Origin of the sequence: Bacillus sp. GMa5/1 (assembly GCF_050172015.1) — a bacterium.
Lineage (GTDB): Bacteria > Bacillota > Bacilli > Bacillales > Bacillaceae_G > Bacillus_A > Bacillus_A cereus.
In genome coordinates this window covers 1-13,177 of sequence record NZ_JBNLYC010000121.1, presented here as the reverse complement: position 1 = coordinate 13,177, position 13,177 = coordinate 1, and the positions used below count along the sequence as shown (strand labels likewise).

Sequence of the window (13,177 nt, the reverse complement as noted above, 5' to 3'; positions counted from 1 at the left end):
AAAAGAAGAGTGTAAATAAATGAAGGAAGTGAACGAATGAAATTGAAGAACACTCATTTTAAAAAAATGCTTGAGTGGTTCAATAAGAGGAAGAAACTTCGTAATTCATTAATTGTATTGGGAAGTGTATTCGTTACTCTATTTATTGCTGTAAATATAATAATTTCCATTCAAGACATATCTGAACTAAAACAAGCTGTTCCACAACCGACTTTAATTTATGATGCAAATAATGAGGTCGCAACTAAATTAGCTTCTTCGAAAACAGAAGGCGTTAAAAGAAAAGATATTCCTGATATTATGGTTCAGGCAATTGTTGCAGTAGAAGATAAGGAATTTTTTAACCATCATGGTATTTATTATAGTGGAATTATAAGTGCGGTTTTTAAAAATATTACAGCAGGAGAAGTTGTAGCTGGGGGAAGTACAATTACACAGCAGCTTGCGAAGAATGTATTTCTGACACAAGATCGTACATTTTCTCGTAAAATAAAGGAATACTTTTTAACAAAAAAAATAGAACGTACTTATACAAAAGATGAAATTATTGAAATGTATATGAATCAAATTTATTTTGGGGAAGGTGCTTGGGGTATAAAAAGGGCAGCAAAATCTTATTTTGATAAAGATGTAAAAGATTTAACAATTTCAGAAGCTGCAACGATTGCAGGCTTGATTAAAGCACCATCTGCATATTCACCTTATAAAAACTTTAACAAGTCAATTGAAAGACGTAATGTCGTATTAAGCTTAATGAAAGAGCAAGGGTATATTTCTGACGAACAGTATAATAAAGAAAAAGAGAGTGGTCTTGTATTAAAACGTGGTGTGGATGATAAATACAAGGGAAAATATTCTCAATATGTAGACTATATTGTTAGAGAAGCGATGGACAAATACGAATTGACACAAAATGAAATTTTAGCAGGTGGTTATCGTATTTATACTGAGCTTGATCCGAAAAAACAACAAGCTGTAGAAGATGTTGTGAATAATGATAGCTATTTCAAAGATAGTGGCTCAGATCAACTTATGCAAACAGGTGTAGTCCTTATAAATCCCAAAACAGGCGGTGTTCCAGCTTTAGTTGGGGGTAGAGGACCATATCAGTTTTTACAATTTAATCATGCTACGCAATTAAAAAGACAGCCAGGTTCAACATTAAAGCCTCTAGCTGTATATGTACCCGCTTTAGAACAAGGGTATGAAGTATACGATATATTAAAGGATGAACCATTTCATATTAAAGAATATGAACCGAAAAATAGTGATCAGGCTTTTCATGGTAATGTGACAATGTATGAAGCGGTAGCAAAGTCGTATAATGTTTCCGCTGTGTGGCTATTAGAACAAATAGGATTAGATAAAGGATTGAAATCTTTAGAGCGATTTGGTATTCCATTAGTACCAGAAGACCGTACGTATCCAATTGCTTTAGGTGGGATGCATGTAGGGACATCACCATTTGTAATGGCTCAAGCATATAGTACATTTGCTAATGATGGGGTTCAAGTAGAGGCTCATGCAATTAGAGAAGTTCAAAATGCTGAAGGGGAAATAATAGGGAAATGGTATAAGAAAGAGACACGAGTGACGAGTGAGAAAATTGCTCAAAAGATGACGTATTTATTAAAAGGTGTTGTAGAAAAGGGAACAGGTGGAAAAGCGAAAGTTACTAATGTTGATACAGCAGGAAAGACAGGGACTACTCAACTTGTAAATGGCCCGAGCGTAGGGGCAAAGGACTCGTGGTTTGTAGGATACACACCAGATTTAGTAGGTGCGATTTGGGTAGGATATGACAAAACAGATAGCGAGCATTATGTTCCGGGTGGTAGTCAAATTACGACGACAATGTTCCGGGATATTATGAAAAAAGCGAACGCAAATCCAGCTCAAAAAGCATTTCAGTTATCGCTCATATCTGAGGCTGATTATAAAAAACAATTGACTACAATAGAAGAGGAAAAACGAAGAAAAGAAGAAGAGAAGAGAAGGAAAGAAGAGGAACAACAAAGAAAAAAAGAGCAACAAGAGTGGATTGATAAAGTGAAAGAATGGATTCCTTCATTTTGGTAAAAGAAAGAGGCGAATAATGAAATTCGCCTCTTTTTTGTATGAAAAACAAAATGAAACTTTAAACGATTGAAATTATCCCTTCTCCGTACTAGTTACTACTCGTTAAGTATAATGTTCGTATTGCCAAAGGATTGAGAATCGTATGTGACAATTATTTTTCCTTTACTAATAGGTTCGTAAGGTAATTCTTCTTCGTAATTACCATTATTTTCATTGTGGATAGAAAGTGTAATTTCATCGATTTTTTTATTTGTATACTGATCTTTAATCGTTTCAGCAATTTGAAGTAGAGTTTCGTAACTAGGAGCTTCCGTAATAAGCATTCCTTTTATAACTTTTTTTTCATTATTTGTGGAATTGGAATAAAGGATGTTGTTTTGTTTCGTATACAAAATTTTGTATGGAACAGTTTTTCTATCTGCTTTTGAAATAGTGGAATATTTTAGAGTTAAAAAAAATCCTACACATAAAATAATGCATACCATAAGAGCAAACCAAATGCGTATTAGTGACATAACTCTCATTTTCATCCCTCTTTCATATCTTTGACTTCATTATTTATCATACAAAAAGAGGATTAAGATAGAGTAAATTTGAGGTAAAGAAACGTAAAGAAGGAGCACTTATCCTCCCAAACAAGTGCTCCTTTTTATTAAAAGAGAGATTTAATAGACAATCAAAATCACATCTATTACTTATAAATGTGCTTAGTCCTCCCAAAATATTTTCGGAAATTGTGGTTAGTAAATTCGGAAGGCAGATAGTGTCGCAGTTGTATCGCCCGCAGGTCCTTGAGCGCCTTGAGGCCCTTGAGCACCAGTAGTCCCCGTAGTTCCTCCGCCTAGGCAATCAGATCCATATTGAACTAGAATAGCTTGACCAAGAGCTTGAAGAAGTCTAACAAATTCTGTAAGTTCGGACTTAGGGATGTTAATATGGCTACATGCTCTTACTTCGCAACAATCATTACCATAAAATACTTTTCCTTTATTTTTATTGTTCATCTTTTCATTCTTTTCTTTCATAGAATCATTAGTCATTACTATATATTAAAATGAAATTTATACTAAATTCGTGATGGACAAACTACCATTTCTAAAAAAATAAGAAATTGGCCCACCTAGAAAGAAATAAGTAAGATATAGAGAAAGGTTTATATAATGTAAAGAAGAAAAGTGCAACATAAAAAACTACATGCTAATTGTTGGGAGTGTTTAACAATTGGCATGTAGTTCGTGGATTAGTCCTTTATTTACATTGATTTAATTTTTCAAGGGTTGTTTTAGGTAAGATTGGAATTGAAATAGTGAAAGTTGTACCATCTTCATTACTAGTCATTTTTAATGTGCCGTTATGATTTTGGATGATTTTTTTGGTTACTGACAAGCCTAGTCCTGTTCCCGAATCCTTCGTTGAGAAGAATGGATCAAAGATATATTCTTGAATAGCTGGAGGAATACCAATTCCATTATCTGTGAAAGTAATCCGAACGAAGTTATTAAGGCGATAACTAGTAATTTGAATAGAAAGAGGTTTGTCGCCTTGAGCATCGACGGCATTTTGAAATAGATTTAAAAACACTTGAACAAGTTCATGTCGATCAATATTGACTAAAATATCATCTAATTCATTAGAGAAGTTATAATCAATTGAAATATTATGCAAGGAAACTTCACTAGCTAGTAACTGTTGAATATAGTCACGTAAAAATGTATTGATGGGAAACGGTTCTCTTGTAAATTCCCGTGTTTTTGAAATGGCTAAAAATTTTGTAATAATATTATTTGCACGATCTAATTCAGGGATAAGCAAGTTTTTAAATAACTCTTTATTTGATGGAGAAACGCTTTCTTGTAAAAATTGTAAGTATCCTCGTACTGTTGTAAGAGGATTTCGTACTTCGTGTGCAATTCCAGCTGCGATTCGCCCTGCTAACGAAAACTTCTCTGCATCACGTTCTGTATTTAAATAATGAAAGACACTAATAACTCTAAAAATCTCCCCGTTATAATCGCGAATAATTCGGTTATTTATAATGCCATAGTTTTTGTCTAAAACTTCTTCATTATATATTTCTGTTCCCGTTTTTAATGTTTCAATCGCTTTAATTTTTTCTTCCGGCAAGTTTAGTAATTGTTGAATCGGTTTTCCGATAATATCATTTCGTATTATACCGAAATCATCTGCAGCAACTTGATTACATAAAGTAATATTCCCTTTACTATCGATAAAGGTTACATGATGTGAAAAGGCATCAAAAATATGTACAAAGTGTTTTTCAAGTTGTTCAAATAAAAATAATGAATCACAAGTAAGTTGAAAATGAGCCTCTTTATTCTCTTTTGGTATTTCTTGAATGGAATGAGTCGTTCTAGTTTTCTTTATTTGTAAACCAATATGTGGATTTTTGTATGTGAAATGATGTGGTAATTGATTCACAAGTTCTTCATAAAAACGTACTTTATTTTCTAGTTCTTCAATTCGTTTTTCATGAGATACAGTAGCATCGTTTGGAAGCATAAATAAATAACCCCTCATTTTAAAAATTCTTCCATATAGTATATCATATTTTTATAAGGATACCCTTAAAGAAAAGGCTACATGATGCAAAGTGAATAGAAGATGAAGTTAAAAAGGGAGGGGTATATGTGCTGTTTATTGGAGTGACAGGATGGGGAGATCATGATTCTTTATACATAAATCCCTATGAAAATAGAAATAAATTACGAACATATAGCGAGTATTTTCCTATTGTGGAAGTGGATAGTTCATTTTACGCGATGCAACCTGCACGAAATTATATAAAATGGGCAATGGAAACGCCGAAAGATTTTTCTTTTATCGTAAAAGCGTATCAAGGAATGACAGGACATATGAAAGGTGAAATTCCTTTTTCTACGTTCGATGAGATGTTTGATGTGTATAAACAGTCTATTCTTCCTTTAATAGAAGCTGATAAATTAAAAACAATTTTATTTCAATATCCACCATGGTTTGATTGCAAAAAGAAAAATGTAGATTTTCTTCGATATACGAAAGAAAAAATGGAAGGTTTACCATGTGCAATAGAATTTCGAAATCAAACATGGTTTTATCCAGAAATGAGAGATAAGACGTTACAGTTTCTAGAACAGGAGAAATGGATTCATACAATTTGTGATGAACCACAGGCTGGGATAGGTTCTGTGCCACTCGTGTTAGAGGTTACGAATTCAGACATGGCATTAATACGTTTTCACGGTCGAAATGTTCATGGTTGGCTTGATAAAGGGGAAAATTGGAGAGCGGTTCGCTGTTTATATCGCTACAACAATAAAGAACTCGAAGAATGGGTTGAACGACTAGAGCAATTAAAAAAGAAAACAAAGGATATATACGTACTGTTTAACAACAATTCAGGTGGGGATGCAGCAGATAATGCGAAACAGCTTATGAAAATGATGAACATTACATATGGTGAGCCGAAGCCGGAGCAATTAAATTTTTTTGAATGATAATAAACAAGAAAGGCACTGTACAAACAGGGGGAATGTACAGTGCCTTTCTATATGAAAAAGAGGGGTAACAATGTTACTGAGCGTTTGGTTGATTCATCAATTGTTGGCTTCATAATAAATGATAATGGTTATCATTATCATTGTCAATGGTTTTTCTAAAAATATATAAAAAACTTTGTGTATTTTAAATAGAGATAAAAAAAGAACAGCGATTAATGCTGTTCTTTTCCATTGACGAATTGTTGTAAATCAAAAGGAGTTATCGCTTGGATAAATTCTTTTGAGATAAGTGTTTGAACGAGAGTGCTCTCAGAGATAGAAGCACCTGTTTTCTTTTCATAAGCTTGTTTTAATAAATCAAGTTTTTCAGCCGTTTCTTTTGGTAATTCAATTGTAAGTGTGTTCATAATTTCTCCCCCTTATTACTAGAGTACCACTACAGTATAGGAGAGACAAGAAAAGAGAATATGAAATATAAAAAAGGTTACCAAATTTTAAAATGGTAACCTTTTTTATGTATAAGAGTTATTAAGCAATACCGATATACTTTAAAGTTTTTGATGGAGTACTGTGATCAAAGAAGTGTTGTAAAAACGCAATATCAACACCTGATTTGTATGCACAATAACCCCAAGTTTTTCGAAGTGTATGTGAGCTAATCCCTTCTAATCCAACTTCTTTTGCAGCTTTGTTTAAAATGTACCATGCATGTTGTCTCGTAATAGATTTTGTTCCTTTTTGAGATTTTAACAATGGTTCATTACGTTTCCAAGTTTTACGTTCTTTCATGTAGTCTTCGATTGCGTGCTGTAAGTCTTCATTTACAGCAAACCATTTATGTTTCTTCACTTTTTCATTGTAAAATAAAATGGAATGGCGAACATTTTCATTTTCATCGATTACATCACTAACTTTTAATTGTAAGATTTCACTTACTTTTAAGCCAGAATTTACAGCTAATACGAATAATAAGCCATCACGTTTCGAAGATTGTAAAAGTATATTTTTGATAGTTTCTAATTGTTTTTCATTTTGAATAGGTTGTCCTGCTTGTTTCATTTCACGCACTCTCCTCTTTTATATGTGTAAAGGAAAGGATTAACTTGTTTCTTACTATAAAGGGAGAGTGTGAATTTCATGTGAACTCCTAGTGAAATTAAGACAAATTATTTGACTTCTTTTACTTTTTGTAAATTGAAATAGAATACAACACTGTTAGTCGTATTATACACACCATACTCGGCATGATGTAGGTCTAAAATGTTTTTTACAATAGATAATCCGAGACCGGTACCTCCAGTGTGACGGCTACGTGATGCATCTAGACGATAGAAGCGATCCCAAATTTTTTCAAGACTTTCTTCAGGAATAGGGTTTCCTGTATTCTCGATTTCGACTTTTACGGTATCTTCTGCTTCTATAATGGAGACTTGTATTTTTTCTCCCTCTGGCGTATAACGGATTGCATTACTTAGTAAGTTCACAACTACTTGCTCAATGCGACTGCGATTTGCCTTAACAAGTATAGAAGGGTCTGCATCGATGTTCACTTGTAAATGTTTTTCTTCCATGCTAAATAATAATTTTGTGTAGACTTGTTGCGTTAATTCACCGATTGAGAACGTCGTCATATCTAGTTTGTAAGTACCAGATTCCAACTTTGCTAATTCTAACATTTCAACAATCAGCCTGTTCATATTTTCTGTTTCTTCTAAAATAACATCAGTATAATACGAAGTATCCTTACTAACACCATCTTTAATTCCTTCTGCAAAACTTCTAATTACACTTAGCGGTGTTTTTAATTCGTGTGATACGCCAGAAATGAATTCTTTTCTTGTTTTTTCTAATTGACGTTCACGTTCAATATCTTGTTGTAACTTTGTATTAGCAACATTTAATCGATCGATTCGATCTTTTAAATTTACAGATAATGTATTGATACTGCCAGAAAGTCCGCCAATTTCATCGTCAGCTGTAACTGGTAATTTCTCACTAAAATCAAAATTAGCCATTTTTTTCGTAACACGATTCATTTTAATTAATGGCTTTACAATGATTTTTGAGTAGTAGAAGGATAACAAAATAATAACGAGAAACACGATGATTAAGGCATAGACATAATAATCTTTTAAAACGAGCATCGCTTCATTAACAGGCTGCAAAGATGCTATCGCAAAAGCGTATTCTGTAATCCTTCCATTTTCTATAATCGGTTTTACAAAGATACTATTTTTTATATTTTCTCCGCCATCTAATATGAAAGTACTTAATTGGTTCGAGTTAGAAGTGCCCTCTCTAATCATATCAGCAAAATATTGAACGGCTTGTAATGTTTCAATATCATTTGCAAGGCGAACCTCAGCTTTGGATGGGAGCTGTAACTTAGTTATAACACCTGTAAAGACGATTCGAGTTGTAGATTTGTATCGGCTCGCAAGTCTATTCTTAGAAGGATTTCCATTAATTGATTGAAAATCCGAATAGAAATGTTCGTTTTGCCATTGATTATAATTCGTTCCTAATTTTTGTGGTGTGATTATATTATTCTCTTGCACGACTCCATCAACATTGATTATTACATCTTTTTTTAAACCTAAATTTTCGAATTTATTATATTCTTCTGGTGTTAAAAGATTATTGAGTGGAATGGAATACTGTTTATTATTGTTGGGATTAAATACATCGATATAGTAATTGTTATCACTTTTAATAATACCGTTAGAATCTAAAAACTGCATATCGGCATTTGTTTTATCATGAAATTCTTGTTTTAGTTTTCTAACCTTCTCATAACTTTTATCACTTTTATCATAATTATCTACGAATTTTTCAAAAGCAGTTTGGACTGTTTTTACTTTCTTATTAATATAAAATTTCTCTAAAAATAGAGATTGTCCTAGGAAAAAAAGTAGGAATATGATTGTAAATAAAGTGGATGTTAATAAAAATAGTTTAAAGACGATACTTCTGTTTTTCACTGCGTCACCTCTTATGAGAAATACTGTAAATGATTTCTTTATCCCGCTTTAACGGGCAATAAGACTCCCACTTCAAAATTCGGCGAATACAAGGGAGTTAAGTGGGAGATCAATTGCCCGTAAAATCCGATTGGTTCAACTAATAATCAGTGGGGGATGGAAAAACCCCCCACTGATTAAAGTTTCACTTTATTATAACAAACGTTACAAGAAAGTAGAGGGGAGAAATCTGTCTCTTTATAAAGTAGTTATTTATAAAAAGTCACATAAAAAGAACTCGCCAGACGTATGACAAGTTCTTTAGTGTACTATTGTTGAATTGCTGCATCTAAAGCGATTTCAATCATTTCGTTAAATGTAGTTTGACGCTCTTCAGATGTTGTTTCTTCGCCAGTGAAGATGTGATCGCTAACTGTTAATACTGATAATGCATTTACACCGTATTTCGCTGCTAATGTGTAAAGAGCAGTTGTTTCCATTTCTACTGCTAATACACCGTAATCTCCAAGTTTTTTAACCATGTCCATGCTTTCACGATAAAACACATCTGCTGTTAAAACGTTACCGACACGAACGTGTAATCCTTTTTCAGTTCCAGCATCATAAGCTTTCTTTAAAAGGTCAAAGTTTGCAGCTGGTGAAAAATCAAATCCTGGGAATGTTAAACGGTTCATATTAGAATCAGTACAAGCCGTCATTGCGATAATAACATCACGAACTTTTACATCTTTTTGAATTGCACCGCAAGTTCCAACGCGAATTAAATTTTTAACTCCGTAGCTTTGGATTAATTCGTTTACATAAATAGAAATAGAAGGAACACCCATACCTGTACCTTGAACAGATACACGTTTTCCTTTATAAGTTCCAGTGAAACCTAACATACCACGCACATTATTATAGCAAGTAACGTCCTCTAGAAATGTTTCAGCGATATATTTTGCACGTAATGGATCACCAGGTAATAGAATAGATTCAGCGATTTCACCTTGTTTTGCTTCGATATGTACACTCATAAAAAAGTCCTCCTTATAATGTATTGATAGAAATCAATATCATTTGCATTATACACTACGAATCCTTTCAATTAAAATCTTTTTATTATTTGTAATATGTGCAAAATAGGAGGATTTCATAAATCATAATCTAGAATATATATCTTAAGAAGTTTTGTATGAATAGAGACAATAAAAATGGTAGGTGATGTTTTGAAAAATCTTGTCATCGGGCTTATTGCGTTAGTACTTATTGTGGCAGGAGGATTTTACATAAAAAAATATCAAGAAAACGAAGAGACTGTAGGAGATGTTCAGGAAGTAAAGTGGGATGTTTCGAATGGAAAGGGAAATGAGAAAGTAGATATTGTATTTCAGTTGTTAAACAACAAGAATAATGAAATTCGTGGTGTAAATGATCAAATGCGGGCAGTGATTGTAGATGGACAGTTAAAAAACATACAACAAATTAAACCCACATTTGCAGGGAACGGGTCATATAAGTTATCTTCCAAAATAGCGAAAGACGAAGAATATACAATATTTTTATACGAAGACAAAAATAAGTCCGTAGAGTCATTCGCTAGGAAGAATTTTGGTAGAACGAAAGAGGAGAACAATAAGAAAAAAGTGAAATTTCCAATCGACAGTGTACTTACAAAAAAAATAGGAGAGTATGAAGTTTCTCTTTTATTTGGTGCATTACATCCGAATGAACCAGTTACGTTAACATTTCAGTTTCAAGCGAAAAAGGGTGAAAAATTGAAATTACATTCAGAGAGAGGAGAAGTAGAGTCACTCTATATAGTGGATGAAACGAAGGAGAATTTTTTATACGCTATGCCTGTAGATACGGATGAACAATTACAATACCGAATTACATTTCCTGCCGAGGGCACGTATAAAATGTGGGGGAATTTCTATATAAATGGTAAGAAGTATGAAAAAGAATTTATTGTACAAGTTCAAAAAAGAAAAAACAGCTAAGAATTTAGCTGTTTTTTCTTTTTCCTATTAATTTTGTTACAGAGAGCATTGTAATTGGTAAAGAATGATTCTTCCTAAATGCTAAATATTTACCGCTCCATGCTGGTTTATATTTTTCTTTAAAATGTCGTAATCCGCTAAAACTATACGTATAACGAACGTTATTAAAGATTGCAGCAGCCACTCGTTCAGACCAGAAAGACTGTGTGGATAAACCAACATTTGAAAGTGGTGCCATACCGATATTAAAGGAGTGGTATTCATTTTCTTTTGCCCACTGGAATAAGTGGATGAAAATTGCGTCCATAATGCCGCTAGGCGCATCTGGATAATATCGCATTAAATCGACAGATAATGATCCGTTTTGATATACAGGCATGAATGTTGTGAATGCAATAATTTTTCCATCCGCATCAGATAATGTTGCGATAGGAGCGCGACTAATATATTCACGATCGAAGTATCCGAGTGAAAAACCTTTCTCTTTTTTTCCACCAAGCCATGCATCTGAAACTTTTCTTAACTCTTCATATAATTCGTCGGAGAAAGGTGGCTCATGAATAGAGAATGTATAGCCTTCTCTTTCAAAACGGTTGAAAGTAGCTCGCATGCCAGCGCGTTTCTTTCCTGTTATTGTAAAGGTATTTAAATCAACAACAGCTTCTTCACCAAGCTTAAAGAAGTTATAACCAAAATCGTGGTATAAACTCATCCATTTACTTTCAATTTGATAGAATACACAAATGTATCCAAATCGATCAGCCTCAGCTAAAAACTCTTGCAATACAGTACGATAGGAGGAAGGGTCCCCAATTGGATCACCTAGTACAATAAGTCGTTTTCCAGTTATTGAGAAGAGAATGAGTGCTTTTCCATCACTACTGAAAAAGAACTGTTTATCTCCTAAAAAACCTAAATGACTAAGTACATTTCCACCATGTTCATCTAAGAAGTTGTGTAATCGTTTATCATTAGCTGGTTGCCCGGGAAATTCATTTCGATAACGATTTGCAATGAGTGAACCAATTAGTAAAAAAGTAGGAACAAAAAAGGCAGCTGCTAATGCACTTCGTTTCACTTGTGTAATATTACGAACGACAAAATCAGGTTTGAAAGCTTCTTTTGCACCTGCAAATAAAATACCTAAGTTTTTATATAAATATAACGTTACAAGTAGGAATATAAAAACTTTTACGATATCGGAAAGTGAGACTTCCATTTTCTCACGTACAAACCTTTTACGAAGCATATACAATACAGCGAGTACGATTAATAAAATAAAAGTTTCTTCAACATCAATTCCTTTTAGTGTGTTAAAAATAGCCGCTCCAATTAAAGAAACAATCGTCATATAATAAGAACGTTTTGTTCCGTAATATATCCCCCGCGAAAGAATGAGGAGGAGAATACCGAATGTTAGCGATAAGCTAAAAGAAAATTGAATAAGATGTTTTGGAGCTAGAATATGTAAGGCGTGTGCCCGATTTATACTTGTCGGTAGAATGGTTGATAAAATAACCATTAAGCCAGCAAATACTGTTAAAGCAGCAGATGCCCAAGAACCTAACTTTCCTAGAAAGTCACGCTGCAAAGTCCATATAACACCAGTTGTCTCTAATGCAGGCGCAATAAAAGGTTTATCTTCAAACTTTTTAATGGCTACTCCTGTCATTTCAAAAGCTGCAAAAATGAGACCAAGGCAGAAGGGCAAGATGTAATAGACGAGACGATATAATAACATAGCAGGGAGTAAAACACCTGTATCGATGCCGTATTGCCCAAGCCCAGTTAAGAAGACAAGATCAAATGATCCAAGGCCACCAGGAACAAGACTAACGACACCAGCTAAAGCAGCAATAACATATACGCCTAAAAACTTTTGGAATTCGATTTCAATGCCAAATAATAGTAATATGACGTACATAACAATACCAGCAGATACCCATTCGACTAATGAAACTAATGAGTATAAAACAGTTGGGTTTTTCTCCTCTTCTTCTTGTTCCTCTGTTTGCGTCGCTTTTCTATTTTTTAATTTAGAAAATCCGATATATATAGGGACGAAAAGAGCGAAGAAGATAAGAACAGGCCATAGCCATGGTTTTTCATGCAAAATAAATCTCGTGTCTAATATTCCGATGAGACCAAGAAATGAAAGAATGGCTAATCCATTAATAAAGGCAGTTGTCATCCAAGCGATACTTTTAATAAGTTTTCCATTTTCTTTTATATATGGACGATAAAGCATTGTGCGTACGCCGGCTCCAACAAGACCACCAAACCCGATAAATCCATTTAAAGTATTAGCAATCCACGAGATACGGAAAATCTTTTGGACAGGGATATCAGCTTTTAAGTAACGAAGCATAACATAGTCATAAAAGAACATTGTTGATACAGCGAATGCACCAAGTGTAATTGCTAAAAAGACTCCTCCAGTTGGAATGTTTTTAATTGTATCAATCGCTTCTAAAAAAGAAATGCCCGCTAATTCTTTTTTTGCTTGAAAGAATACAATTGTTAATACAACAAATGGGAAGACAATTTTCCCGATTTGTAAGAAACGTTTCCATGAAAACGACATAAATACAACTCTCCTTGTATAAGAAAACTGAGACAATAATATTATTATGACAAA

At 33.5% G+C, this 13,177-nt stretch carries 11 protein-coding genes; 3 read left to right on the top strand and 8 right to left on the bottom strand.

The features are described from left to right. Window positions 1-36 precede the first annotated feature (36 nt). Window positions 37-2,079, top strand: coding sequence for a PBP1A family penicillin-binding protein (locus tag ACQGSG_RS21500; protein ID WP_325842225.1), 2,043 nt, complete (start codon window positions 37-39; stop codon window positions 2,077-2,079). 95 nt (window positions 2,080-2,174) lie between these two features. On the opposite strand, the gene ACQGSG_RS21495 is transcribed toward ACQGSG_RS21500, so the two are convergent. From ACQGSG_RS21495 to ACQGSG_RS21485, 3 genes are all read right to left on the bottom strand, one after another. Next, entirely contained in the window at window positions 2,175-2,603 is a 429-nt protein-coding gene (locus tag ACQGSG_RS21495) for a hypothetical protein (protein WP_325842226.1), read from the bottom strand. Between the two features lie 216 nt (window positions 2,604-2,819). After that, entirely contained in the window at window positions 2,820-3,104 is a 285-nt protein-coding gene (locus ACQGSG_RS21490; protein WP_025967063.1) for a hypothetical protein, read from the bottom strand. 223 nt (window positions 3,105-3,327) lie between these two features. Continuing rightward, complete coding sequence (locus ACQGSG_RS21485) at window positions 3,328-4,599, bottom strand: ATP-binding protein (protein WP_030024557.1); 1,272 nt, start codon at window positions 4,597-4,599, stop codon at window positions 3,328-3,330. A 128-nt stretch (window positions 4,600-4,727) separates the two neighbouring features. Here ACQGSG_RS21485 and ACQGSG_RS21480 point away from each other — a divergent pair, with 128 nt between their 5' ends. After that, a complete protein-coding gene (locus ACQGSG_RS21480; protein ID WP_000897352.1) occupies window positions 4,728-5,573 on the top strand; it encodes a DUF72 domain-containing protein in 846 nt (281 codons plus the stop codon). Window positions 5,574-5,788: 215 nt separating this feature from the next. On the opposite strand, the gene ACQGSG_RS21475 is transcribed toward ACQGSG_RS21480, so the two are convergent. The 4 genes from ACQGSG_RS21475 to deoD all read right to left on the bottom strand — a co-directional run bounded on the left by ACQGSG_RS21475 (window position 5,789) and on the right by deoD (window position 9,573). Further along, window positions 5,789-5,983: a DUF3924 domain-containing protein gene (locus ACQGSG_RS21475; RefSeq protein WP_001094860.1), complete on the bottom strand. Its 195-nt coding sequence runs from the start codon at window positions 5,981-5,983 to the stop codon at window positions 5,789-5,791. 121 nt (window positions 5,984-6,104) lie between these two features. After that, window positions 6,105-6,635, bottom strand: coding sequence for a tyrosine-type recombinase/integrase (locus ACQGSG_RS21470; RefSeq protein ID WP_000806236.1), 531 nt, complete (start codon window positions 6,633-6,635; stop codon window positions 6,105-6,107). 107 nt (window positions 6,636-6,742) lie between these two features. Beyond that, on the bottom strand, window positions 6,743-8,557 hold the full coding sequence (locus ACQGSG_RS21465; RefSeq protein WP_098877738.1) for a sensor histidine kinase: 1,815 nt from the start codon (window positions 8,555-8,557) through the stop codon (window positions 6,743-6,745). Window positions 8,558-8,865: 308 nt separating this feature from the next. Then, window positions 8,866-9,573, bottom strand: a complete 708-nt coding sequence (gene deoD, locus ACQGSG_RS21460; protein WP_000110710.1) for a purine-nucleoside phosphorylase — start codon at window positions 9,571-9,573, stop codon at window positions 8,866-8,868. Window positions 9,574-9,750: 177 nt separating this feature from the next. Between deoD and ACQGSG_RS21455 the strand changes: the two genes are divergently transcribed. Next, window positions 9,751-10,539, top strand: coding sequence for a hypothetical protein (locus tag ACQGSG_RS21455; protein WP_000232610.1), 789 nt, complete (start codon window positions 9,751-9,753; stop codon window positions 10,537-10,539). Between the two features lie 4 nt (window positions 10,540-10,543). On the opposite strand, the gene mprF is transcribed toward ACQGSG_RS21455, so the two are convergent. Beyond that, entirely contained in the window at window positions 10,544-13,123 is a 2,580-nt protein-coding gene (mprF, locus tag ACQGSG_RS21450; RefSeq protein ID WP_000010891.1) for a bifunctional lysylphosphatidylglycerol flippase/synthetase MprF, read from the bottom strand. Window positions 13,124-13,177: the final 54 nt, after the last annotated feature.

What these genes read in the sequence shown, in the direction of transcription:
- ACQGSG_RS21455 (WP_000232610.1), top strand. Translation starts at nt 9,751, where the DNA reads ATGGTAGGTGATGTTTTGAAAAATCTTGTCATCGGGCTTATTGCGTTA.
- deoD (WP_000110710.1), bottom strand. Translation starts at nt 9,573, where the DNA reads ATGAGTGTACATATCGAAGCAAAACAAGGTGAAATCGCTGAATCTATT.
- ACQGSG_RS21490 (WP_025967063.1), bottom strand. Translation starts at nt 3,104, where the DNA reads ATGAAAGAAAAGAATGAAAAGATGAACAATAAAAATAAAGGAAAAGTA.
- ACQGSG_RS21495 (WP_325842226.1), bottom strand. Translation starts at nt 2,603, where the DNA reads ATGAGAGTTATGTCACTAATACGCATTTGGTTTGCTCTTATGGTATGC.
- ACQGSG_RS21485 (WP_030024557.1), bottom strand. Translation starts at nt 4,599, where the DNA reads ATGCTTCCAAACGATGCTACTGTATCTCATGAAAAACGAATTGAAGAA.
- ACQGSG_RS21500 (WP_325842225.1), top strand. Translation starts at nt 37, where the DNA reads ATGAAATTGAAGAACACTCATTTTAAAAAAATGCTTGAGTGGTTCAAT.
- ACQGSG_RS21475 (WP_001094860.1), bottom strand. Translation starts at nt 5,983, where the DNA reads ATGAACACACTTACAATTGAATTACCAAAAGAAACGGCTGAAAAACTT.
- ACQGSG_RS21470 (WP_000806236.1), bottom strand. Translation starts at nt 6,635, where the DNA reads ATGAAACAAGCAGGACAACCTATTCAAAATGAAAAACAATTAGAAACT.
- mprF (WP_000010891.1), bottom strand. Translation starts at nt 13,123, where the DNA reads ATGTCGTTTTCATGGAAACGTTTCTTACAAATCGGGAAAATTGTCTTC.